The 24,118-nt window shown below is 60.4% G+C and carries 23 protein-coding genes; 15 read left to right on the plus strand and 8 right to left on the minus strand.

Annotated features, from left to right (window positions below; genetic code table 11):
• Positions 1 to 144 precede the first annotated feature (144 nt).
• The 11 genes from urtA to ureC all read left to right on the plus strand — a co-directional run bounded on the left by urtA (position 145) and on the right by ureC (position 10,210).
• Positions 145 to 1,410 carry an urea ABC transporter substrate-binding protein gene (gene urtA, locus ACIOWA_RS08075; protein WP_339431821.1) on the plus strand — a complete coding sequence of 422 codons (1,266 nt, stop codon included), beginning with the start codon at positions 145 to 147 and terminating at the stop codon, positions 1,408 to 1,410.
• A 162-nt stretch (positions 1,411 to 1,572) separates the two neighbouring features.
• On the plus strand, positions 1,573 to 3,075 hold the full coding sequence (gene urtB, locus ACIOWA_RS08080; protein ID WP_401159192.1) for an urea ABC transporter permease subunit UrtB: 1,503 nt from the start codon (positions 1,573 to 1,575) through the stop codon (positions 3,073 to 3,075).
• Positions 3,075 to 4,154, plus strand: coding sequence for an urea ABC transporter permease subunit UrtC (urtC, locus tag ACIOWA_RS08085; protein ID WP_339431819.1), 1,080 nt, complete (start codon positions 3,075 to 3,077; stop codon positions 4,152 to 4,154). Before urtB ends, urtC begins: the two co-directional genes overlap by 1 nt.
• A complete protein-coding gene (gene urtD, locus ACIOWA_RS08090; protein ID WP_401159194.1) occupies positions 4,151 to 5,020 on the plus strand; it encodes an urea ABC transporter ATP-binding protein UrtD in 870 nt (289 codons plus the stop codon). Before urtC ends, urtD begins: the two co-directional genes overlap by 4 nt.
• A gap of 46 nt (positions 5,021 to 5,066) precedes the next feature.
• Positions 5,067 to 5,765 carry an urea ABC transporter ATP-binding subunit UrtE gene (urtE, locus tag ACIOWA_RS08095; RefSeq protein WP_401159197.1) on the plus strand — a complete coding sequence of 233 codons (699 nt, stop codon included), beginning with the start codon at positions 5,067 to 5,069 and terminating at the stop codon, positions 5,763 to 5,765.
• A gap of 30 nt (positions 5,766 to 5,795) precedes the next feature.
• Positions 5,796 to 6,635 (plus strand): urease accessory protein UreD, encoded by an 840-nt coding sequence (locus ACIOWA_RS08100; RefSeq protein WP_339431818.1) that lies wholly within the window; start codon positions 5,796 to 5,798, stop codon positions 6,633 to 6,635.
• 42 nt (positions 6,636 to 6,677) lie between these two features.
• Entirely contained in the window at positions 6,678 to 6,980 is a 303-nt protein-coding gene (gene ureA, locus ACIOWA_RS08105; RefSeq protein ID WP_339431817.1) for an urease subunit gamma, read from the plus strand.
• A gap of 9 nt (positions 6,981 to 6,989) precedes the next feature.
• Complete coding sequence (locus ACIOWA_RS08110) at positions 6,990 to 7,523, plus strand: GNAT family N-acetyltransferase (protein WP_401159200.1); 534 nt, start codon at positions 6,990 to 6,992, stop codon at positions 7,521 to 7,523.
• Between the two features lie 5 nt (positions 7,524 to 7,528).
• Entirely contained in the window at positions 7,529 to 8,062 is a 534-nt protein-coding gene (locus ACIOWA_RS08115) for a GNAT family N-acetyltransferase (protein ID WP_339431815.1), read from the plus strand.
• Positions 8,062 to 8,367, plus strand: a complete 306-nt coding sequence (locus ACIOWA_RS08120) for an urease subunit beta (RefSeq protein ID WP_007915947.1) — start codon at positions 8,062 to 8,064, stop codon at positions 8,365 to 8,367. The genes ACIOWA_RS08115 and ACIOWA_RS08120 overlap by 1 nt, the downstream gene beginning before the upstream one ends.
• 142 nt (positions 8,368 to 8,509) lie before the next feature.
• Positions 8,510 to 10,210 carry an urease subunit alpha gene (gene ureC / locus ACIOWA_RS08125; RefSeq protein WP_339431814.1) on the plus strand — a complete coding sequence of 567 codons (1,701 nt, stop codon included), beginning with the start codon at positions 8,510 to 8,512 and terminating at the stop codon, positions 10,208 to 10,210.
• Positions 10,211 to 10,373: 163 nt separating this feature from the next.
• Here the strand turns inward: ureC and ACIOWA_RS08130 are convergent, their stop codons facing one another.
• Positions 10,374 to 12,002 (minus strand): hypothetical protein, encoded by a 1,629-nt coding sequence (locus ACIOWA_RS08130; RefSeq protein ID WP_401159202.1) that lies wholly within the window; start codon positions 12,000 to 12,002, stop codon positions 10,374 to 10,376.
• Positions 12,003 to 12,432: 430 nt separating this feature from the next.
• On the opposite strand from ACIOWA_RS08130, the gene ACIOWA_RS08135 reads away from it, so the two are divergent.
• Positions 12,433 to 13,560 carry a HAMP domain-containing sensor histidine kinase gene (locus ACIOWA_RS08135; RefSeq protein WP_339431812.1) on the plus strand — a complete coding sequence of 376 codons (1,128 nt, stop codon included), beginning with the start codon at positions 12,433 to 12,435 and terminating at the stop codon, positions 13,558 to 13,560.
• Between the two features lie 148 nt (positions 13,561 to 13,708).
• Here the strand turns inward: ACIOWA_RS08135 and ACIOWA_RS08140 are convergent, their stop codons facing one another.
• The gene (locus ACIOWA_RS08140; RefSeq protein WP_339431811.1) at positions 13,709 to 14,014 is read right to left on the minus strand and encodes a chaperone modulator CbpM; all 306 of its coding nucleotides are present in this window, start codon (positions 14,012 to 14,014) and stop codon (positions 13,709 to 13,711) included.
• Positions 14,015 to 14,037: 23 nt separating this feature from the next.
• Positions 14,038 to 14,985, minus strand: a complete 948-nt coding sequence (locus ACIOWA_RS08145) for a DnaJ C-terminal domain-containing protein (RefSeq protein WP_339431810.1) — start codon at positions 14,983 to 14,985, stop codon at positions 14,038 to 14,040.
• 292 nt (positions 14,986 to 15,277) lie between these two features.
• On the opposite strand from ACIOWA_RS08145, the gene ACIOWA_RS08150 reads away from it, so the two are divergent.
• Positions 15,278 to 16,552: an Hsp70 family protein gene (locus tag ACIOWA_RS08150; protein WP_401159205.1), complete on the plus strand. Its 1,275-nt coding sequence runs from the start codon at positions 15,278 to 15,280 to the stop codon at positions 16,550 to 16,552.
• A gap of 134 nt (positions 16,553 to 16,686) precedes the next feature.
• Here ACIOWA_RS08150 and ACIOWA_RS08155 read toward each other — a convergent pair whose 3' ends face one another.
• The 3 genes from ACIOWA_RS08155 to ACIOWA_RS08165 form a co-directional block, all read right to left on the minus strand.
• Positions 16,687 to 17,700, minus strand: coding sequence for an AI-2E family transporter (locus tag ACIOWA_RS08155; protein WP_221732846.1), 1,014 nt, complete (start codon positions 17,698 to 17,700; stop codon positions 16,687 to 16,689).
• A gap of 203 nt (positions 17,701 to 17,903) precedes the next feature.
• Positions 17,904 to 18,209: a PsiF family protein gene (locus ACIOWA_RS08160; protein WP_401159208.1), complete on the minus strand. Its 306-nt coding sequence runs from the start codon at positions 18,207 to 18,209 to the stop codon at positions 17,904 to 17,906.
• A gap of 63 nt (positions 18,210 to 18,272) precedes the next feature.
• Positions 18,273 to 19,067, minus strand: coding sequence for an AraC family transcriptional regulator (locus ACIOWA_RS08165; RefSeq protein WP_401159210.1), 795 nt, complete (start codon positions 19,065 to 19,067; stop codon positions 18,273 to 18,275).
• Positions 19,068 to 19,163: 96 nt separating this feature from the next.
• On the opposite strand from ACIOWA_RS08165, the gene ACIOWA_RS08170 reads away from it, so the two are divergent.
• Complete coding sequence (locus tag ACIOWA_RS08170; protein WP_401159212.1) at positions 19,164 to 20,051, plus strand: DMT family transporter; 888 nt, start codon at positions 19,164 to 19,166, stop codon at positions 20,049 to 20,051.
• Positions 20,052 to 20,147: 96 nt separating this feature from the next.
• Here ACIOWA_RS08170 and ACIOWA_RS08175 read toward each other — a convergent pair whose 3' ends face one another.
• A complete protein-coding gene (locus tag ACIOWA_RS08175; protein WP_401159214.1) occupies positions 20,148 to 21,026 on the minus strand; it encodes an alpha/beta fold hydrolase in 879 nt (292 codons plus the stop codon).
• Positions 21,027 to 21,283: 257 nt separating this feature from the next.
• Between ACIOWA_RS08175 and ACIOWA_RS08180 the strand changes: the two genes are divergently transcribed.
• Entirely contained in the window at positions 21,284 to 21,814 is a 531-nt protein-coding gene (locus ACIOWA_RS08180; protein WP_221732851.1) for a bacterioferritin, read from the plus strand.
• Positions 21,815 to 21,873: 59 nt separating this feature from the next.
• Here ACIOWA_RS08180 and ACIOWA_RS08185 read toward each other — a convergent pair whose 3' ends face one another.
• A complete protein-coding gene (locus ACIOWA_RS08185) occupies positions 21,874 to 23,949 on the minus strand; it encodes an AsmA family protein (protein WP_401159216.1) in 2,076 nt (691 codons plus the stop codon).
• Positions 23,950 to 24,118 lie beyond the last annotated feature (169 nt).

Below are 24,118 nucleotides of genomic sequence, written 5' to 3' on the forward strand. Positions count from 1 at the left end.
TCATGGTGCACCCAACCCACGCGCAAGCGCTCTAAACCGACATTTTCCTGCCCATCCCCGACCGGGCACAGCCCTTGCAAAACACCCTTCAGTCGTCCGCATCTGCCAACCATAAAAAACTTTAACGTTCATGGAGATCGCACAATGAAGCGTCGCAGTTTGATCAAGGCTTTCACACTCACGGCATCCATTGCCGCGATGGGCATGACCTGGACTGTCCAGGCCGCCGAGACCATCAAGGTCGGGATTCTGCATTCGTTGTCCGGCACCATGGCGATCTCCGAAACATCGCTCAAAGACATGGCGCTGATGACCATCGATGAGATCAACGCCAAGGGCGGCGTCAACGGCAAGATGCTGGAGCCGGTGGTCGTCGATCCGGCGTCGAACTGGCCGTTGTTCGCCGAAAAGGGCCGGCAGTTGCTGACCCAGGACAAGGTTGCCGTGGTGTTCGGTTGCTGGACCTCGGTGTCGCGTAAATCGGTATTGCCGGTGTTCGAAGAACTCAACGGTCTGCTGTTCTACCCGGTGCAATACGAAGGCGAAGAGATGTCGCCGAACGTGTTCTACACCGGTGCTGCGCCCAATCAGCAAGCGATCCCGGCGGTTGAATACCTGATGAGCGAAGAAGGTGGCAGCGCCAAGCGTTTCTTCCTGCTCGGCACCGACTACGTCTACCCGCGCACCACCAACAAGATCCTGCGTTCGTTCCTGCATTCCAAAGGCGTGGCCGACAAGGACATCGAAGAGGTCTACACGCCGTTCGGTCATAGCGACTATCAAACCATCGTTGCCAACATCAAAAAATTCTCGGCCGGTGGCAAGACTGCGGTGATTTCCACGGTCAACGGCGACTCCAACGTGCCGTTCTATAAAGAGCTGGCCAACCAGGGCCTGAAAGCCACCGACGTACCGGTGGTGGCGTTCTCGGTGGGCGAAGAAGAGTTGCGCGGCATCGACACCAAACCGTTGGTGGGCAACCTCGCGGCATGGAACTACTTCGAGTCGGTGGAGAACCCGGTGAACAAGAAGTTCGTCGCGGACTGGAAAGCCTACGCGAAGAAACACAACCTGCCGGGCGCCGACAAAGCGGTGACCAATGACCCGATGGAAGCCACCTACGTCGGCATCCACATGTGGGCTCAGGCCGTGGAGAAAGCCAAGTCCACCGACGTCGACAAAGTCCGCGAAGCCCTCGCCGGCCAGACTTTTGCCGCACCGTCGGGCTACACCCTGACCATGGACAAGACCAATCACCACCTGCACAAACCGGTGATGATCGGCGAGATCCAGAGCGACGGTCAGTTCAACGTGGTCTGGCAGACCGAAGGCCCGATCCGTGCGCAGCCGTGGAGCCCGTTTATCGAGGGCAACGACAAGAAGCCGGATTATGCGGTGAAGAGCAACTGAGCCACTGGGTGTCAGGGCCCGAGTACAAAACCCGGACCTGATGCAATTCCCTGTGGGAGCGGGCTTGCTCGCGAAGACGGCGGCACATCCAACATCAATGTGACTGACCCATCGTATTCGCGAGCAAGCCCGCTCCCACATTGTCCGCGTAAGGCCAATGACATGCTGACTGCCCTTTACCGTCTATTGCTCGCCATCGCGCTCCTGCTGCCGATGGCCGCCCATGCCGGCGACGCCGAAGACTTCGTCGCCGCCAACCCCATGCAACAGGCCAAACTGCTGCAAGAATGGGCCGCGCAGCCCGAACCGGCCCGTATCGAGCTGATCAACGCCCTGCAACAAGGCGAACTGACCGTCGACGGCCAAGCCAAAACCCTGCGCCTGAACAACCGCCTGCGGGGGCTGATCGACACCGCTCTGGCCAGCCACCAATTGCTCGCCGCCGACGCCAAAATCCGTCTGGCTGGCGCGCAGCAATTGCAGAAAAGCGCTAAACCCGCGCAGCTGAAATTCCTCGACCAGCAACTGGCTGGCGAAACAGATGAAAGCGTCCACGCCGCCCTGAGTCTGGCCCTGGCCAATCTGCAACTGGTCGACACTGACCCGGCCGTGCGGCTGGCCGCCGTGCGCTTGCTCGGTAAAACCGGCGATCCGCTGGCTCGCACTCGTCTTGAAGGCTTGCTTGAACCCGGTGTCGAAACCGATGTCGGCGTGCGCACTGCCGCCCAAACCAGCCTCGCTCAGGTGAAACGCAAACTGTTGATCGGCGAAATACTCGGCCAGGCGTTCAGCGGCATGTCACTCGGCTCGATCCTGCTGCTCGCGGCGCTGGGCCTGGCGATCACCTTCGGTCTGCTGGGCGTGATCAACATGGCCCACGGCGAAATGCTGATGCTGGGCGCCTACTCGACCTACGTGGTGCAACTGATGTTCCAGCGCTACGCCCCACAGGCCATCGAGTTCTATCCGCTGATCGCCCTGCCGGTGGCGTTCTTCGTCACCGCCGCCATCGGCATGGCGCTGGAGCGCACGGTGATTCGCCACTTGTATGGCCGACCGCTGGAAACCCTGCTCGCCACCTGGGGCATCAGCCTGATGCTGATTCAGCTTGTGCGTTTACTGTTCGGCGCACAGAACGTTGAAGTGGCCAACCCGGCATGGCTGTCCGGTGGCATTCAGGTGCTGCCGAATCTGGTGCTGCCGTACAACCGCATCGTCATCATCGCCTTCGCGTTGTTTGTGGTGGTGCTGACCTGGCTGCTGCTGAACAAGACGCGCCTGGGCCTCAACGTGCGCGCGGTCACCCAGAACCGCAACATGGCCGCCTGCTGCGGCGTGCCGACCGGACGCGTCGACATGCTCGCTTTCGGTCTCGGTTCCGGTATCGCCGGCCTCGGCGGTGTGGCGCTGAGCCAGATTGGCAACGTCGGCCCGGACCTCGGCCAAAGCTACATCATCGACTCATTTCTGGTGGTGGTGCTCGGCGGCGTCGGCCAATTGGCCGGTAGCGTGCTGGCGGCGTTCGGCCTCGGTATCACCAACAAGATTCTCGAACCGCAGATCGGTGCGGTGCTCGGCAAGATCCTGATCCTCGCGCTGATCATTCTGTTCATTCAGAAACGTCCGCAAGGCCTCTTCGCACTCAAAGGACGGGTGATCGACTGATGAACCAGCCTCTATTAGTCACGGCCACGCAAAAGGCTGGCCCGAAAATCACGATTGCCGTTGGCGCGGTGATCCTCGCGCTACTGATCGCAATGCCTTTGCTGTCGCTGTTGTCGCCGGAAAACGCGCTGCATGTCTCGGCGTACACCCTGACGCTGGTTGGCAAAATCCTCTGCTACGCCATCGTCGCGCTGGCGCTGGATCTGGTCTGGGGTTACGCCGGTCTGCTGTCCCTCGGCCACGGCTTGTTCTTCGCCCTCGGCGGTTATGCGATGGGCATGTACCTGATGCGTCAGGCCGCCGGTGATGATTTGCCAGCGTTCATGACCTTCCTGTCGTGGACCGAATTGCCGTGGTACTGGGCCGGCACCAGCAGCTTTGTCTGGGCCCTGTGCCTGGTGGTGCTGGCGCCGGGGTTGCTGGCACTGGTGTTCGGCTTCTTCGCCTTCCGTTCGCGGATCAAGGGCGTGTATTTCTCGATCATGACCCAGGCCCTGACCTTCGCCGGCATGCTCCTGTTTTTCCGTAACGAGACCGGGTTTGGCGGCAACAACGGCTTCACCAATTTCCGCACGATTCTCGGTTTCGGCATCACGGAACCGGGCACCCGCGCGGTGCTGTTCCTGGCCACGGTGTTGCTGCTGGTGGCGAGTCTGTTTATCGGCTGGCGTCTGGCGCAAAGCAAGTTCGGCCGAGTGCTGACGGCGCTGCGCGATGCGGAAAACCGCCTGATGTTCTGCGGTTACGACCCGCGTGGCTTCAAGCTGTTTGTCTGGGTGTTGAGCGCAGTGTTGTGTGGCTTGGCCGGTGCGCTGTACGTGCCGCAGGTGGGGATCATCAACCCGAGCGAAATGTCGCCGACCAACTCCATCGAAGCGGCGGTCTGGGTCGCCCTCGGCGGGCGCGGCACGTTGATCGGGCCGTTGCTTGGCGCCGGCGTGGTCAACGGCATGAAGAGCTGGTTCACCGTGGCGTTCCCCGAGTACTGGCTGTTCTTCCTCGGTGCGCTGTTCATCATCGTGACCCTGTATTTGCCCAAAGGCGTGATTGGTCTGCTGAAGAAACGAGGTGAACAATGAGAGTCACGGCAAGTGCTGAATTCATGCTCGAACCGGCCTTTTTTCCCGTGGAGCCCAACAAGGATGAGGGCACCAGCCGCGACTCGATCGGCCTTGGCCAGCGCGTTGGCCCGGGGCTCGACACGCGTCACGGGACGATCCTGACCCTGGAAGAGATCAGCGTCAGCTTCGATGGCTTCCGGGCGCTGAACAACCTCAACCTGTACATCGGCGTCGGCGAATTACGCTGCATCATCGGCCCCAACGGCGCGGGCAAGACCACGCTGATGGACGTGATCACCGGCAAGACGCGCCCCAGCCACGGCAAGGCCTGGTTCGGCGAAACCCTGGACCTGACGCAGATGAGCGAAGTGCAGATCGCCCAGGCCGGCATCGGCCGCAAGTTCCAGAAGCCGACGGTGTTCGAAGCGCTGAGCGTGTTCGAAAACCTCGAACTGGCGCAAAAAACCGACAAGTCGGTGTGGGCCAGTTTGCGTGCGCGCCTCAGTGGCGAGCAGAAGGATCGCATCAGCGAAGTGCTGGAGACCATTCGCCTGACCGCCTCGGTCAATCGCCCGGCGGGCTTGCTCTCTCATGGTCAGAAGCAGTTTCTGGAAATCGGCATGTTGCTGATGCAAGACCCGCAACTGCTGCTGCTCGACGAACCGGTCGCGGGCATGACCGACGCTGAAACCGAGTTCACCGCCGAGCTGTTCAAGTCGCTGGCAGGCAAGCATTCGCTGATGGTGGTGGAACACGACATGGGCTTTGTCGGCTCGATTGCCGATCACGTCACGGTGTTGCACCAGGGCAGCGTGCTGGCCGAAGGGTCGCTTGAGCAGGTGCAGGAAAACGAGCGGGTGATCGAGGTCTACCTGGGCCGCTGAACTGCAAACACCCGCTCCCACAAGGGGATTTGAGGAGACTCTGAACATGCTGCAAGTCGACAAGCTGCACCAGTACTACGGCGGTAGCCACATCCTGCGCGGCCTGAGCTTTGACGTGAAGGTCGGGGAAGTCACCTGCCTGCTCGGGCGCAACGGCGTCGGCAAGACCACCCTGCTCAAATGCCTGATGGGTCTGTTGCCGGCCAAGGAAGGCGCAGTGAATTGGGAAGGCCAACCGATCACCACGTTCAAGCCGCATCAGCGGGTGCACGCCGGGATCGCTTATGTGCCGCAGGGCCGGGAAATCTTCGGCCGCCTGACGGTGGAAGAAAACCTGCTGATGGGGCTGTCGCGATTTCCCGGCAGCGAAGCCAAAGAGGTGCCAGGTTTCATCTACGAATTGTTCCCGGTGCTGCTACAAATGAAGCAGCGGCGCGGCGGCGACTTGTCCGGTGGTCAGCAACAACAGTTGGCCATTGGTCGAGCCCTGGCCAGCCGCCCGCGTTTGCTGATCCTCGACGAGCCCACCGAAGGTATTCAGCCGTCGGTGATCAAGGAGATTGGCGCGGTGATCAAAAAGCTCGCCGCCCGAGGCGACATGGCGATTCTGCTGGTGGAGCAGTTCTACGATTTCGCCGCTGAACTGGCCGATCAGTACCTGGTGATGTCCCGGGGCGAAATTGTCCAGCAGGGACGCGGAGAAAACATGGAAGCCGAGGGTGTGCGCGGACTGGTTACGATCTAACCTGTAGCGTCCTGACGATAATCAGAAAACATGAATTTACCTTTAACGACTGCCCTGTTTACCCCGAGCTGGCATGCCGAGCTGGAGTTGGCGTACGCCCGCTTCGGCGACTGCACGCGCCCGGTGCAGCGCCGGCACCTCGGCCCGCTGCGGGTGCAGAAGCATCTGTATGCCGAAGGCCCCGAGGTCTGCCAGCACATCATCGTCCACCCGCCGGGTGGCATTGCCGGCGGTGATCGGCTGGACATCAGCGCTCGCGTCGAACCACACGCCTGGGCGCAGATCACCAGCCCCGGCGCGGCCAAGTGGTATCGCGCCGCGGGCCCGGCCTTTCAAAAGCTCGACTTGAAAGTCGCTGCCGGAGCAACGCTGGAATGGCTGCCACAGGAAACCATCGTCTACAGCGCAGCACAGGCCGAGCTGACCACCTCGATTGAGCTTGAGGGGGATGCGCGGCTGTTCTACTGGGACGTGGTGGCGCTGGGTCGTCCGGCCAGCGGCGAGCGTTTCGACCTCGGGCATTTTCAATCGCACCTGGATATTCGTCGCGACGGTCGATTGCTCTGGCATGAGCGCCAGCGCATTGTCGGCGATGACGGTTTGCTCGATTCGCCGATAGGGCTGGACGGCCAACCGGTGTTTGCCACGTTGCTGGTGACCGGTGAGATTGATGCCGAACGGCTGGAACACTGCCGCTCGCTGGGCCATGACGTGCGCGGGGATCTGACGCAGTTGCCGGGATTGCTGGTTGCCCGTTGCCTGGCGAGCGAGGCACTGCTGGCCCGCGCCTGGCTGATCGACTTGTGGCGCTTGCTGCGCCCCGCCCTGCTAGGCCGCGACGCCCTGCCCCCAAGAATCTGGAACACCTGAAATGCATGACAACTTTTCAATCTGCCCTGATGGATATCCACAATGGACCTGACCCCACGCGAAAAAGACAAGCTGTTGATCTTCACCGCAGGCCTCGTCGCCGAGCGGCGTTTGGCGCGCGGTGTGAAGCTCAACTACCCCGAAGCCATGGCCTACATCTGCGCCGCGCTGCTCGAAGGCGCCCGTGACGGCCAGACCGTGGCCGAGCTGATGCACTACGGCACCACCCTGCTGACCCGCGAACAAGTGATGGAAGGCATCCCGGAGATGATCCCCGAGATCCAGGTCGAAGCGACGTTCCCCGACGGCACCAAACTGGTCACTGTTCACCAACCGATCGTCTGAGGCCGGGCCATGACTTACAGCATTCGCGATGCGCGGCATGCCGACCTGCCGGCGATCCGCGACATTTACAACGACGCGGTGCTCAACACCACGGCGATCTGGAACGACGCGCCCGTCGACCTCGGCAACCGTCAGGCATGGTTCAGCGCCCGTCAGGCCCAGGCTTATCCGATTCTGGTGATCGTCGACGCCGACAACGCGGTGCTCGGCTACGCTTCTTTTGGTGACTGGCGGCCATTCGACGGTTTTCGTCATACCGTCGAGCACTCGGTTTATGTGCGCAGCGACCAACGCGGCAACGGCCTCGGCCCGCAACTGATGAGCGTGCTGATCGAGCGGGCCCGGGCCTGTGGCAAACACGTCATGGTCGCCGCCATCGAAACTGGCAACGCTGCCTCGATTGCTCTGCATGAACGCGCCGGTTTCATCACCACAGGCCAGATGCCGCAAGTCGGCACCAAGTTCGGTCGCTGGCTCGACCTGACCTTCATGCAGCTCACCCTCAACCCTGGCGCGCAGCCGCCTGACGCCAACAAGGAGTGACATCGATGAACGCCGCCCAACTGCGCCGCGTCAATGCTGAAAGCTTTGCCCACTATCGTCAGGGCCTGATCGATCTGCTGCTCGATGCAGTGGGTTATGGCGCCAGTGTCGGATTCATGGCCGACCTCGATGCGGCTCAGGCTCGCGCCTATTTCGATGAGGTTCAGGACAACATCAACAAAGGCAGCGTGTTGCTCTGGGTGGTGGTCAAGGACGAGCAAGTGCAGGCCAGCGTGCAACTGGGACTGTGCCAGAAGGCCAACGGCCTCAATCGCGCCGAAGTGCAGAAGCTGCTCGTGCGCGAACACGCCCGTCGGCGTGGCCTTGGCCAGCAATTGATGAGCGCCCTGGAGCTTGAAGCCCCAAGGCACAAACGCGGCATGCTTTACCTCGACACCGAAGCCGGCTCTCCAGCCGAAGACTTCTACAGGGCGCTTGGCTATATCCGCGCAGGTGAAATCCCCGACTACGCCTGTGACCCGCACGGCACCTACCGGCCAACCGCCCTCTACTACAAGATTCTGCAAGGAGCCCAGTGATGATTCCCGGTGAATACCAGATCCAGCCCGGCGACATCGAACTCAACGTCGGCCGCCGCACGGTCAGCCTGAAAGTCGCCAACAGCGGCGACCGGCCGATTCAGGTCGGCTCGCACTATCACTTTTTCGAAACCAATGACGCCCTGACCTTTGATCGAGCGGCCAGCCGTGGCATGCGCCTGAATATTCCGGCTGGCACGGCGGTGCGCTTCGAGCCGGGACAGAGTCGCGAGGTTGAGCTGGTGGATTACGCCGGGCATCGCCGGGTGTTCGGTTTTGCCGGACGGGTGATGGGTGATCTCTAAGTAATGCGGTGTCTGCTCTGGCCCCTTCGCGAGCAAGCCCGCTCCCACATTTGGACCGCGCTCCCTTGTGGGAGCGGGCTCGCTCGCGAATCTGTGAGCGCAGCGAACAGTCTCAAACTCAACTGAATTTCAAGGCGAACGAATGAAGATCTCCCGTCAAGCCTACGCCGACATGTTCGGCCCCACCGTCGGCGACAAGGTGCGCCTGGCCGACACCGAGCTGTGGATCGAGGTCGAAAAAGACTTCACCACCTACGGCGAAGAAGTGAAATTCGGCGGCGGCAAAGTCATCCGCGACGGCCAGGGACAGAGCCAGTTGCTGGCCGCCGAGGTGGTCGACACCGTGATCACCAACGCACTGATCGTTGATCACTGGGGCATCGTCAAAGCCGACGTCGGCCTCAAGGACGGCCGCATCGCCGCCATCGGCAAGGCCGGCAACCAGGACGTGCAACCCAACGTGACCATGGCCATTGGCGCCGGCACCGAAGTGATCGCTGGCGAAGGCATGATCCTCACCGCCGGCGGCATTGACACGCACATCCACTTCATCTGCCCGCAACAGATCGAAGAGGCGCTGATGAGCGGCGTCACCACCATGATCGGCGGCGGCACGGGACCGGCCACCGGCACCAACGCGACGACCTGCACTTCCGGCCCGTGGCATCTGGCGCGCATGCTCCAGGCCGCCGACGCCTTCGCGATGAACATCGGCCTCACCGGCAAGGGCAACGCCAGCCTGCCGGAGCCGTTGATCGAACAGGTCAAGGCCGGCGCCATTGGCCTCAAGCTGCACGAAGACTGGGGCACCACCCCGGCGAGCATCGACAACTGCCTGAGCGTTGCCGATCAATACGATGTGCAGGTGGCGATCCACACCGACACCCTCAACGAATCCGGCTTCGTCGAAACCACCCTCGGCGCGTTCAAGGGCCGCACCATCCACACCTATCACACCGAGGGTGCCGGTGGCGGCCACGCGCCGGACATCATCAAGGCCTGCGGGTTTGCCAACGTGCTGCCGAGTTCGACCAACCCGACCCGGCCGTTCACCCGCAACACCATCGACGAACACCTGGACATGCTGATGGTCTGCCACCACCTCGACCCGAGCATCGCCGAAGACGTCGCGTTCGCTGAAAGCCGCATCCGCCGCGAGACGATTGCCGCCGAAGACATCCTCCACGACCTCGGCGCCTTCTCGATGATCAGCTCCGACAGCCAGGCCATGGGCCGTGTTGGCGAAGTCATCACCCGCACCTGGCAAACCGCCGACAAGATGAAAAAGCAGCGCGGCCCGTTGCCGCAGGATGGCGAAGGCAACGACAACTTCCGCGCCAAACGCTACATCGCCAAATACACCATCAACCCGGCGATCACCCATGGCATCAGCCATGAAGTCGGTTCGATCGAAGTCGGCAAGTGGGCCGATCTGGTGCTTTGGCGTCCGGCGTTTTTTGGTGTCAAACCGACGCTGATTCTCAAGGGCGGCGCGATTGCTGCCAGCCTGATGGGCGATGCCAACGCCTCGATCCCGACCCCGCAACCGGTGCACTACCGCCCGATGTTTGCCAGTTATGGTGGTTCGCTGCACGCCACCAGCCTGACCTTCATCAGCCAGGCCGCGCAGGAGGCCGGTTTGCCCCAAGCATTGGGTTTGAAGAAGAAGATCGCCGTGGTCAAAGGTTGCCGCGAGGTGCAGAAAACCGACCTGATCCACAACGACTACCTGCCGAACATCGATGTCGATCCGCAGACGTATCAAGTCAAGGCTGACGGTGTGCTGCTGTGGTGTGAACCGGCGGAAACGCTGCCGATGGCTCAACGCTACTTTCTGTTTTAGAGCCCGCGTCCCGAGTACGGACACTCGTGTCCGTACTCGAGATCCCTGCATAGGTGACGGTGTCCCGATTTACGGCGGGACTGATGACTCACCCACAGATCAGCCACGCTCTTGAATCCGCCCCGCTCAGTGTTGTATCGGCAATGAGATTACAAACATTCCATCATGGAGCCGGAAACAACAAAGCGACCATCTCGCGAGAGTAGTGATAATTCAACCTTAGTTCCTTACCCGCCGGAATATCCGTGGTTGCAAAAACAGTACTCAGCTCTAATCCTCTGCGAACCACCTCTCCCCCGGATCGGTCTTCGGCGTCAACGCGAAAAGCAACGGTTTCAACGTTATACCCTCCCGGCGATTGTCGCAGTGGCCGGCCGGCCGCGTTAAATACGAAGTTGGTGTTGATTCTGGAAACAATATTGTCGCCCGCCACAACGATTGAAAATTCCCGTGGCCTGCCATCCTCTATAAAAGTGCCGGTAGTTGCGTACATGGCAAATGTTTGTTCGGCCAGTGACAGGCGAGCGGCAGGTACAAGATCTCCACCATATACCCCAATGATTTCCCCTTTGCCGATGCGCCGGTTCGCCACCACCATCGATTGTCCGATCAGAGCCTTTTCGCCGGGAACGATAATGTCTGCTTCAGTAAAGGTCCGTAACTGCAGTTTTTCCTCATACAACCTGGCGACCTGTTCAAAACCACCCGCCTTCAGGTAGGGCAGAACCTGCTCCGAGGTGTATCTGTTTCCACTGGCCATGGACGCTTCTGGCTCAATGCTTCTGACATACATCGGTTTGCCATCAATTCCCCTGATCGGATATTTACCATTGTTGGCACGGTTGTATGAGCCCAGCTTGTTGTTCTCGCCCGAATAACGCACATAGTGGCGCATGCTGCTGAGTTCTTCAGGGGTATAAGGCTTGATCGGCATCGACTCCGACGCCAGTTCAAAAACATCATCGGGAGAATCCGATCGCGTCGGCAATGATTCCAGCGCCAATTCGAACTCTTCATCGGAATGCCCGGCCTTCATTCCGCCCTTGCGACCTCGACGATGCCAGGTACCCGCCGCATCGGGAGTGGCAATGATCCCGCTGCTGAGCAGCTCGGACGGTTTTTGGGGGTCGCGTACCCGCAGCAGGTAATGCTGCCCGTCTCCCGCGTCAGGTGACCGGGCGGCGAAGTATTTGGCGCCGTTGAATTCCACTTCGTGCGCGGCCGACAGTTTCAGTTGCACGGTTTTGTCAGATGCGAATATCCGAGGGCTGGCGGATCGGCTGGCACCCGATCCGAATTCACTCAGCTCGGCCCATTGCCCACTGACAGGATCACGCTCCAGCGCAGGCCCCGACGCAAACCGTTCGCTTTCCAGTCGTGCCCGGTACAGACCGGTTTGCGGATCCGTTGCGACAGGCACGATATCTCCGCCCGACACTTCGGCATAACCACGTCCCTTGACTGACCGTAAACCGTGCGCGTCGGCCTCCGGCAGTTGGACCGACGCCCTGAACGCGTAATCTGGCAAAGTGTTTCGAGTCACCGCCCGGGCGAAGTCGGGAGGGGGGGTGACCGCGCTGATCGTGACCGTGGATGCTGGCAAAGATGTATCAGGCGTCACGCCGGCGGCGGTGCCGTCACCGCGCAGATTTCGCGCTGGCGCGATGTCAGGAGAAAGGAAATCGAAGCGGTGTAGCGTATCGCGAGGCGGCGAGACAGCGCCCGACGGTGGCGTGGGCCCTGTGTGCCCATCGACAGAGGCAGGGCCTTTGGAAGGCGGTTTTCGTACCATGAATTATTCGTCCTTGAATAGGTTTTATCAGTGACCGACATCGGTAACCGAGTAGCGTGCTGCATGATTGCTTGTTGACTGTGTAACTGCCGCGCCCGGTATCAGACAAGTACATATCCTTATGTACGACGCTATATAAACAACACAACCAAAACATCTTATAAAACGGAAAGCATGCACTTAAGATCATCTGCAACTCTTTCATGCACGATAAAAATACCAGATACCTCGCAGATAAAAACAACTAAAAATCATCAAGAAACAGCTCACAAATAGCAGCCAATCATTCACAATTTCGAAGTTTAAATTTATGAATCAATACCAAACAGTACTATCAGTACAATAGAAACTTTCCGATACGTATCAACGGTACTGTGGCAGGGGCTACAAAGAGGTTAATATCCCGAAACAATCCAGAAGGGAACCTGCCATGCGCCTATCCGAATTCATCAGGCAACACGTTGATCGTATCGTCGATGAATGGGAGGAGTTCGCAGGCACCATTACGCCCGCCGCCGATTATCTGGACTCGACCGCGCTGCGTGATCACGCCAAGGCCATCCTGCTGGCCGCCGCACGGGACATGAACAAACCGCAGAGCCCCGACGAGCAAGCGGCCAAAGCCAAGGGTGAAGGCCTGGAAGTAACCCCCAGCCTCAATCAGGCCGGCTCCAGCCATGGCGAACTGCGCCACACCGTCGGTTTTGATCTGGTGCAGATGACCTCGGAGTTTCGCCACTTGCGCGCCTGCGTGATCCGCCGCTGGGTCGAAAGTCTGGGGACGCCGGAGATGGTGTACTTCCAGGACATGATCCGTTTCAACGAAGCCATCGACCAAGCGTTGGCCGAGTCGACTGCAGCCTACGCCGAGCAGGTCGAGCGTTCGCGGGACATTTTTCTCGCCATCCTGGGGCACGATTTGCGCGTGCCGCTGCAAGCGGTGAGCATGTCCAGCGAATTGCTCTTGCGCAAAACCAGTCTGGAGGGAGATGCGCTGACCTGTGCCCTGAACATCAAGCGTGGCGCCCGGCACATGGCGTCGATGGTCAGCGACTTACTCGAACTGGTGCGCTGTCGTCTGGGAAAGAGCCTGCCGATCGAGTCAGTGCCAATGGACATGGCCGACGCTGCAAGGGCAGCGATTGCCGAGGCCCGCGCCGGCAATCCGCAGTGCCATCCAACGTTGAAAATCAGCGGCGACACTCACGGAACGTGGGACGCGGGGCGGATCGATCAGTTGCTGCAAAATCTGATCGGCAATGCCTTGCAGCATGGTTCGAATCAACGCGACGTAGCGATCGACCTCAGGGGCGAAGGCGACAGCGTGCTTGTGTCAGTGCATAACCACGGTACGCCGATTCCCGAAGAGGCGATTGGCACGATTTTCGACCCGTTAGTGCGCAGCGCCGACGAGCAACTCGGTCAGCCGTCAACCAGCCTGGGGTTGGGTTTGTTCATCGTCAAGGAAGTGGTCAGCGCCCATGGCGGGACCATTGAAGTCAGCTCGAACGAGGCTGACGGGACGCGCTTCAGCGTGGTGTTGCCCAGAAACGTTTAGTCAGGATTAGCGCGTTATCGTTCTTCGCGAGCAAGCCCGCTCCCACAGAAGTCCGCATTTCACTGCGCACCGAAGTCCGCATGCCAATTGTGGGAGCGGGCTTGCTCGCGAAGGGCCATGCCCAAACAACCGATCGACATCAGACAAGCTATTCGACCACCAAGCGCCCCAACCGCTGCTTGAGCATGCGGTTCTCGGCCCGCAGTTGGCGAACCTCCTCAAGCAGATCGAGCGCCAGCGCCACCCCTTCCCACTCCAGCTCCAGATCGCGCCGCAACTTGGCGGCGCGTTTGGCCAGGGCCAGTTCGTAGTCGGTGAAACGCCAGTCCCGGGGCTGTGCGCCCTGAGGTTCGAGGATGCCGTGTTCGACGATTTCGATCACGTAGACGTCCGATAAATCGGCTGCCTCACAGAATTCTGCCATGTCCAGTTGAACGATCAGGGGGCTGCTCATGTTGGGCTACTCCGTCGCTGGGTTCAGAAGTTCTCTCGCGGATTGAAGGCGGCTTTCTTCGCCAGTTCCTGCCACAACGCGATGACCTCATCGTCTGCGGTTTTCGGCATGACGGCCTTGAGCTGCACGAACAGGTAACCGCGCTCGCCAGCCTTGTTTTTCAGACCATGACCCTTGGCCCGCATGCGCTGACCGTTCTGGCTGCCGGCCGGCACTTTGAGGTTGATCTTGCCGGTCAGGGTCGGCACGGCCACTTCAGCCCCCAGCACCAGCTCCCACGGCGCCAGTGGCAGCGTGATGATCAGGTTGTCGCCTTCGACATCGAACTTGGGGTGCGGCGCAAAACGAATCGTCAGGTACAGATCGCCATTCGCCCCGCCACCGATGCCCGGTGCGCCCTGGCCTTTGAGGCGGATGCGCTCGCCGTCGGCCACGCCTGCCGGGATCTTCACGTTCAGGCTCTTGGTGGTGTTGCTGACGTGCTGGCCGTTAGCGTTGTATTGCGGCACCTGGAAGGTGACTTTCTTGGATTCGTTCGAAAGCGTCTCTTCAAGGAAAACCGGCAGTTCCATTTCCACGTCTTGCCCTCGGCGTCCCGTACTGCGTTGTTGCCGACCTTCGCCGCCACCGAAACCGGGGCCGCGATTGCCGAAGATCGAACTGAAGAAGTCCGAGAAATCGCCGGTGTCCTGACCGCCGCCAAAGCCGCCACGGCTCTGCCAGCCCGGCGGCCCCTGGAACGGTTGTCCGTGCTGGCCATAGCGGCGCAGTTCGTCGTATTCGGCGCGTTTGTCCGCGCTTTTCAGCGCTTCATAGGCTTCCGAGGCATCCTTGAACTTGGCCTCGGCGTCTTTTTCCTTGCTGACATCGGGGTGGTATTTGCGCGCCAGCTTGCGATAGGCCGCCTTGATGGCCTTGTCGTCTGCTGTCGGCTCCACGCCGAGTATCTTGTAATAGTCTTTGAAGTCCATTGAAGGAGTCACCATCCGTTATCGATTTCGCGCCGATGCCAGCATGCGCCTATTTGCGCGTGCCGGGTTGACCGATCTCAAACTTGTGACCGGGTGGCGCAACAGAAGTTTATCGGCAGTGGGCGGCGGTTCTTGCGACCGCCGGTATGTCTGCCGGCCCATGCCAGCAAGTTTGGGGCAAAGCTGAGACTTTCAACCCAGCCTGGTCGTGAAATAGCTGATGACCGGCCTTCGAATCTGCCGCGCACTGACATACACTGCGCGGCCGTTTTTTGACCGGAACCCGAAAGACATGAACAACGCCTCTCCAGCCCGTGCCTGCGGCATCGACTTCGGCACGTCCAACTCCACCGTCGGCTGGCTGCGCCCCGGCATGGAAACGATGATCGCGCTGGAAGACGACAAGATCACCCTGCCGTCAGTGGTCTTCTTCAACATTGAGGAGCGCCGTCCGGTGTACGGTCGCCTGGCGCTGCACGAGTACCTGGAAGGCTACGAAGGCCGGCTGATGCGCTCGCTCAAGAGCCTGCTCGGCTCCAAGTTGATCAAGCACGACACCAGCGTCCTGGGCACCGCGATGCCGTTCAAGGATTTGCTCGGTCTGTTCATCGGTCAGCTCAAGAGCCGTGCCGAAACCGCCGCCGGTCGTGAATTCGAGCAAGTGGTGCTGGGCCGTCCGGTGTTTTTCGTCGATGACGATCCGCTGGCCGACCAGGAAGCCGAAGACACGTTGGTAGAAGTCGCGCGCAAGATCGGCTTCAAGGAAGTGTCATTCCAGTACGAACCCATTGCCGCGGCCTTCGACTACGAGTCGACCATCGAGAAAGAAGAGCTGGTACTGATCGTCGACATCGGCGGTGGTACGTCCGACTTCTCGCTGGTGCGTCTGTCGCCCGAGCGTCGCGGTGTGGATAACCGTCACGACGACATCCTCGCCACGGGCGGCGTGCACATAGGCGGTACCGACTTCGACAAACAACTGAGCCTGCAAGGCCTGATGCCGCTGTTCGGCTACGGCAGCCGCATGAAGAGCGGCGCCTACATGCCGACCAGCCACCACATGAACCTGGCGACCTGGCACACGATCAACTCGGTGTACTCGCAAAAATCCAGCCTGGCGCTGGGTAGCATGCGCTACGACATCGAAGACACCGGCGGCATCGATCGCCTGTTCAAACTGATCGAACAACGCGCCGGGCACTGGCTGGCGATGGAAGTGGAAGAGACCAAGATTCAGCTCACGCATACCGACAGCCGGCATGTGCCGCTGGATCGCATCGAAGCCGGGCTGAGCGTGGAACTGACCCGTGCCCTGTTCGAATCAGCCATCGACGCGCAACTGGAACGGGTTCGCGGCAGCGTCACGCAACTGTTGAACGACGCCAATGTATCGGTAGGTCAGGTGGATACGGTGTTCTTCACCGGTGGTTCCAGCGGCATTCCGGCGCTGCGCAACAGCGTCTCGGCGATGCTGCCGAATGCGCGACATGTCGAAGGCAATATCTTTGGCAGCATCGGCAGCGGTCTGGCGATTGAAGCCATGAAGCGTTATGGCGCCATGGCCTGATCCGAAATCGGCGGTGCGCCCTTCGCGAGCAAGCCCGCTCCCACACTGGATTGCATTCTAGCTGAAGCAATGCGGTCAAATGTGGGAGCGGGCCTGCTCGCGAAGAGGCCCGCTCAAACACTACAAAATCTGAATCAAACCATCCCGCCCAGCTTCAACTCACTCTTGAGATACGCGTAGTAAATCGGCCCCGCCACCACCCCCGGCAGGCCGAACGCGGCCTCGAACACCAGCATCGCCAGCAGCAACTCCCACGACTTGGCACTGATCTGCCCGCCGACAATGCGCGCGTTGAGAAAGTATTCGAGCTTGTGGATAAAAATCAGGTAGCCCAGCGCCGCCAGCGCCACCCAGATCGACAGCGACAGACCGACAATGGTAATCAGGGTGTTCGACATCAGGTTGCCGATCACCGGCAGCAGGCCGAGCAGGAAGGTCAGCACGATCAGGGTTTTGGTCAGCGGCAGTTTGATGCCGAACATCGGCAGGATCACCGCCAGGAAGATGCCGGTGAAGAAGGTGTTGAGCAGGGAAATCTTGATCTGCGCGAAGACGATGTTGCGAAACGCCTGCACCAGCAGGTGCAAGCGGTCGAACAGTGCGGCGGCCAGCGGCTTGCGCTTGGTCACGTCCGGTATGCGCTGCAGCGCGATGATTGCGCCAAGCACCATGCCGATCAGCAGCGTGACGAACATGTGCGCTGCGTCCTTGCCCACCAGTTGCAGATCGGCCAGGTGTTTGCCGGCCCATTCGCCGATCGCCACGCGAAATTCCGCCGCACTGGCCGGCAGGTAGGCGTCGATGAACGGCGGCAACTGACCGCGCGCGCGATCAATAACGCCCATGAATTTGTCGAGCGACGCCCCGGGATTTTCCGCTTCGTGCAGCAGGAAACTGATGGCGCCGGCGAAGAGCAGCGCCAGCACACTGACCACCAGCGTACCGAGCAACGCCACCGCCAGCCAACGTGCGCGGCGGCCTTCAATCAGCCGTTGCAGTTGCGGGGTGAGCATGTTGACCAATTCGAACACCAACAATCCGGCCAACAGACTGGGCAGCAAGCGCAGCGGCAACACCAGCAGCAAACCGCCGAAAATGATGATGCAACTGACCCAGAACACAACATGACGCTGAGAAAACGTTGGCATACAGCCTCAAAACGAACGGCGTAAAAGGATGGGCAGTCTGCCAGCGATCCGGGGGGAGCACTAGGAATATGCAGGGGCGAGGAGTGTGGGTGCGCTCAATGGCCCCATCGCGAGCAGGCTAGCTCCCACTGGGGTACGCATTTCAATGGGGGAGCGAGCCTGCTCGCGAAGAGGCCGGCCCGTTCGCCGCATATCCCTGCTGATTACTTTTTCTTCAGGCAATCACTCATGAAAGTCTTGCGTGCATCGCCGGTCAACGCCTTGGTTTTCGCATCAGCGTTGCAGGTTTTCATTTTCTGCTGCTGGGGCGTCATCGCCTTGCCATCGTTGGCTGCTGGCACGGCTTTGAGGCAGGTGCTCATGAACGTTTTGCGCTCATCGCCTTTCAGGCTCTTGGCGGTCGCATCGGCATTGCAGGTGGTCATTTTGTTCTGTTGCGCGGTGGCGGCAAAACCCTGGGAGCACAGCAGCAGACCGATCATCAACAAAGGGACACGCAACATCTTCATGGAGTTTTCTCCTTGTCGCCGCACCGATGGATGCGGCCTACGCAGAAGTGTAGCCAAATCTTGTTACACCTTCCTGCCTTCCAGGTGGCTGCGCCGGTACTGCTCCGGCGTACATCCGGCCTGACGGGCGAACATGGCGATAAACGCCGAGCCACTGCTGTAACCCAGGTCGAAGGCGATTTCCTGCACGCTGCGCGACGTTTCCAGTGCATCGATCGCGGCGAGATAGCGCAGGCGCTGGCGCCACTCACCGAAACTCATCCCCAGTTCGCGCACGAACTGCCGAGCCAGCGTGCGTTCGCTGACATGCACTTGCGCCGCCCACTGTGCCAACGGCTGGTTGTTGCCCGGATCGGCCTGCAACGCGTCGAGGATCGATAGCAAACCGGGACTGCTGGCATACGGCAGGTAACACTCATGCACCGGCGCCTGTTGCAGTTGATCGACCAGCACCTGGGCCAGACGCTGATCGGCATCGTGTTCGGGGATCTTCACGTCGCGGGCGGCGAAGTCCTTGAGGATCGCCTTGAGAATGTCGCTGATCGCCAGCGTGCAAGCCCGCGCCGGCAACTCGGCACAGACCTTGGGCGCGAGACACACCGCCCGATAATTGACCGGTTGATGGCTGTAGAAACTGTGCTCGACCTGCGGCGGCACCCACACCGCGTATTGCGGCGGCGACATGAAACGGCTGCCGTCGACGTCCATGTGCAGCACGCCATGAGCCGCATACTCCAGCGTGCCCCACGGATGGCGGTGCGGCGCGGCGAATTCGTGGGCGTTGAAGTCGGCGTAACGGAAGTACACCGTCGACGGCAGTTCGCTGAAATCCAGCAGATCGATGTGTTTGCTGTTCATGCTGTCCGGTTTCAGAGGCAGGTTGTCCGGTTCGAAGTATAGGGCTGTATCCAGACAGAGGATAATCACGCTTCATTAACGTTCTGGTTTCAACGCATGCAATACGCTTTTCCCCTGCTGGCGATTTTTATCTGGGCCGGCAACACCGTGATCAACAAGCTCGCCGTCGGCGCGATCTTCCCGGCCGAAATCGGTTTCTACCGCTGGCTGCTCGCCGGCTTGCTGTTCACCCCGTTCATGCTCAAACCGGTGATTGCCCACTGGTCGAAGATCCGCCCGAACCTGGGCAAAATCTTTGTGCTCGGGGTGCTCGGCATGGCGGTGTACCAAAGCCTCGCCTATTTCGCAGCGACCCTGACCACAGCGACCAACATGGGCATCATCCTGTCGCTGATGCCCTTGATGTCGCTGGCCATGGCGATCATCAGCCTGGGCCAGCGCCTGACCGCCGGTGCATTGGTCGGTGCCGTGCTGTCGTTTGCCGGTGTGCTGGTGGTGGTGTCGTCCGGCAGCCTCGGCGCGCTGCTGCAACACGGGGTGAATCTGGGGGACGCGATGATGCTGATCGCCACCCTGGCTTACGCGGTTTACAGCACGTTGCTGAAGAAATGGCAGCTGCGTTTGCCGCCGCTGGTGTTGCTGTATTTGCAGGTGCTGGTGGCGATTGTGGTGTTGTTTCCGCTGTTTGCTGTTTCGCCGAAAACCGGCCTGACCCAGCAGAACATTCCGTTGGTGTTGTACGCGTGTCTGTTGGCTTCGATGCTGGCGCCATTGGCGTGGATGCAGGCGGTGCAGCGCCTGGGGCCGAGTCGCACCACACTGTTCTTTAACCTGCTGCCGTTGATCACGGCGCTGATTGCGGCGCTGGTGTTGAAGGAGCAATTGGCGATGTATCACTTGGTCGGCGGGTTGTTGACCTTGGGAGGGGTGATTCTTTCCGAGCGCTGGACCACCGTGCTGGGCCATAAACGCCGCGTTGCCTGATCCGGCCTCTTCGCGAGCAAGCCCACTGCCCCATTTGGCCTGCATTTTCCTGTGGGGGCGGGTTTGCTCGCGAAGAACGCTCACTTGGGCTGACCGCTAGACCCCGGCAGCCTTGAGCCGCGCCGCATGCTCGACAAACAGCCGCACCGGATCAGCCCCCTTCCCGACCAGCCCCAGCGACTGGTTGACGATATCGAAATGGTCCAGAGGAAAGTCATCGCCAATTACCGTGCCCAGATGCGAGCTGTAACGCCCGACCATGCCGTCACACTGCCCCGCCTCACGATCGAACGTCGTGGCAAACAGCCGACAGCTGCGATGGGTGCCGTCAAACAGATTACCGCCGCGATCGGTCTTGCCCGGCTGTAACGTCCCCGACCACGAGTAATAACGCACGCCATTGACCACTTCCGGCCCGTGCCCGCCCCAGGTGTCGGGCAGCCCCTGTGGATAACGCTGATTGAACAGCGCCACGCCTGCTGTCGTCAGCGAGTGATGCGAGGCATGGATATCCACCGGCAGTTTCGGCCCGTGATAACCGGTGTCGAGTAACGCCATCATCCAGCCGATAGCGCGTAGCAACGCATCAAGAACGCGCCCTTTGGCACTGTCCGCGGGGTAGTGCTTGAGCAGGTAATCGGCCAGCTCCGAACCGTGATTGGGCCCGGCGACCGAGGTCACCGAAGCCACCAGATCCGGACGTTTGGCCGCCGCATAACGCGCCGTCAGCGAGCCTTGGCTGTGACCGAACAGGTTGACCTTGGCCGCGCCGGTCTCGCGCAAAATCTCCTCGATGCGCCGCAGCAACTGCTCACCGCGCACCTCGGTCGAGTTGAGCGGCGACACCTGCACGGCAATCACCGTCGCACCACCACGGCGCAACGCCTTGATGATCCCGAACCAATACGGATAAAATACCAGCCGGATAAACCCGAGCATGCCCGGCACCAGCACCAGTGGATAACGCGTCGACATGGGCAAACATCCTTGTGGTCGGTGAGTGGATGCAAGGCATGCAAAACGCCCGCCAAGCATCCGCCCTGAAGATGACAACTCGATGAGCAGCCTGCCGCCCCGCCACCATCAGCCCCACCGGTAAGCGTTTGGATGACGGGCGCCAAGACCGCAAAAAATCCCATAAAACTTTTTGCGTCGCTCAAGACTCACAACCTGGGTAGGCGATCACGACTGTAGAACGTGGCGCCAATCGGATTAGCCTCCAGGAGACTGAAATGAGCGACCTGCATTTGTCTGATGTTCAAACCCTGCGCGAGCGCGCACGGCAACACGTTGAAAACGGTGCCGTCACCGAAAGCTACAGCGCCAACCGTGAAGAGGTGCTGCGCTTGCTCAACGAATCGCTGGCCACCGAACTGGTCTGCGTCTTGCGCTACAAGCGCCACTACTTCATGGCCAACGGTTTGAAAGCCAGCGTGGCCGCCGACGAATTCCTCGAACACGCCATTCAGGAAGCGCAACACGCTGACCGCCTGGCTGAACGCATTGTGCAATTGGGCGGCGAGCCTGAGTTCAACCCCGACCTGTTGTCCAAGATGTCCCACGCCCAGTACGTGGCCGGCAACACCTTGAAGGAAATGGTCTACGAAGACCTCGTGGCCGAACGGATCGCTATCGACAGCTACCGCGAGATCATTCAGTACATCGGTGATAAAGACCCGACCACCCGGCGTATCTTCGAAGATATTCTGGCTCAGGAAGAAGAACATGCCGATGACATGGCGGACATTCTGAACGACCTCTAAACCTTCGAAATTGCCATCGCGGGCAAACCCGCGATGGCGTCCTGACAGGCGCTGTAGATTTACTTGCTTGGCTTGACGGTCACCGGCGCCTTGCCCGCCTTCATCTGCTCAAGCAGCGGCGCACACTGATTCGGCTCTGCGCCACTGGGCGCCACCAACGCCAGCAGCCCTGCCGCCGGTGCAGCAATCACCCCCAACGCCACCATCCCCGCCCCGCGCAGCAACAGCGGCACCGCTTTGACCCCGGCATCGGGCTTGATGAACTTGCCACGCACATACAGCGGCGAGCGCAGCGAGATCAGACGCCAGCCCTTGGATTCGGGGGTCACCGTCAGGTCCAGTTGCTCGGTGGCCATGTTCGCTGTGCCGTCGACGTAAATGATCGCGTTCTCGGTATCAAAGACAAACAGTCGCGTGGTCGCCAAACCGGTCTTGATGTCGAAGTCCGCCGCCGCGCAGTTGATCTTCACTTCCTTGTCGCCAAAGATCTTGCCGACCACGTAGTTGCCGACGTTGAGACCGGCCAGTTCCATCAACTCACGACTGATCGCGCCGTCGTTGATCAGCATCTTCAGGCTGCCGTTGGCGCCGCCCAGCAACTTGGCAACCGAGTTGCCGCGACCACTGATATCGGCATCGCCATTGAGCTCACCAAAACTGGTCTTCATGGGCTCAAACGTCGGGAACAGTTCCTTGAGTTTGAACTTGCGCGCAGTCAATCTGGCCCGGCCTTCCAAAGGTTCGGTGCGCCCGTTGAGGCGGATCTGTGCGTCGAGATTGCCGCCCGCGACGCCGAAGCGCAGCGGTTCCAGGCCGAGCTCACCGTCATCGAGTTTCAGATGGGTATAGAGGTCGGTGAGCGGCAGTTTTTCACTGTGGACGATGCGCTTGCCGGTGAATTCAACATCCGCGTCCATCGCCCGCCAGCGGTCGGTCTTGAATGCCTCGACCGGCAGCACTTTATCGGCCGGTTGCTTGCTCTCGCCGCCCCGGGCCTTTTGCTTGTCATTGGCGTCAGCACCGATCAACGGCGCGAGGTCAGCGAACAGCAATTGATTGGATACCAGCGCGCCGCTGAGTTTTGGCCGTGTCTGGCTGGCGATGTAGGTCAGGTCGCCATGGATGTCGCTGCCGCCGATCTTGCCGTTGAATTGCTCATAGGTGAATGTCGCGCCCGCCGCGTCATGCAGCTTGGCGATCAGATGGCCGTCGGTTGCATACGGGGGCGTATCCGGCAGGGTCACGCCGGTCAGCGGGTAGAGATTGCCGAGGCTGGCACCGGCCAGTTTCAGGCGCAGGTCAAGGGCGCCGAGGTTGAGCGGGTCGGTCAGGGTGCCGGCCAATTCAATGCGGGTGTCGCCGATTTTCGCCTGAGCTTGCAGCGGGAACGGTTTGCTCGCGTCCTGCAACGCCAACAACCCGCCGATCTTGCCTTGGCCGGTGAGGTTCTGGCCGTGATATTGGCCTTTGACCTTCAACGCGAACGCGTAGTCTTGTGGCGCGCTGCCCTTGTCCTTCGCCGTTTTCGCCGCTTTGTCACCGACGATTTCGCTGAACGGAATCGGCTTGCCCAGCGGATCGATCAGCACATCCAGCTTGGTCTTGAGGGTTTGATCATCAAGCGTCACATGGCCCTTGTCGAAACCGATGGCGCCGATATCGACCACCCAGTTCGACGGTTCGGCATTCGGGTCCTTGGGATCAAACGTGAACGTCCAGTTGGCCCGGCCATCGGCCAGGCGTTGCAACTCAGCGTTGGGCTCGGTCAGGTCGATGCGCGGGATGACCACACGTTGCGCCAACAACGCCAGAGGCGAGATGCGCAGCTCAACGCGCTTGAGCGTGACCATCTGCGGCGTCTTCGACCAGCCCGGATTGCCCAGGCTCAAGTCCTCGGCGACCACATGCGGCCAGGGTATCCAGGCACGCCAGCCCCCTTCATCCGGTTCACGCTGCCAGATCACCGCCAGGTTGCCGTTAATGACAAATGGTCGATGCAGTTCTTGCGAGACTTTGGCATTGAGCGGCGGTTTGATCCGGTTCCAGTCGAAGAACACGATGATCAGGACCAGCACGGCCAAGAGCAGTACAAGGGTGGCGAAGGTCCAACTGAAGATTTTTCCGGTGCGCGTCATGCACAAAGCTCCTGATGACGACCGCACGCCCACATCACGGCGAACGGCTGAAACGACGGGCCAAAGCGGCCCTCATGAATTCTGTGACTGGCAAAAGGCCCGCAGGTTTAATCGAAAGCCGGATCTGGGCGGAAAAAGCCACGCAAATCTGACCGATTGGTCGAACAGC

This window comes from Pseudomonas sp. NPDC087614, assembly GCF_044743485.1.
Taxonomy (GTDB): Bacteria; Pseudomonadota; Gammaproteobacteria; order Pseudomonadales; family Pseudomonadaceae; genus Aquipseudomonas; species Aquipseudomonas baetica_A.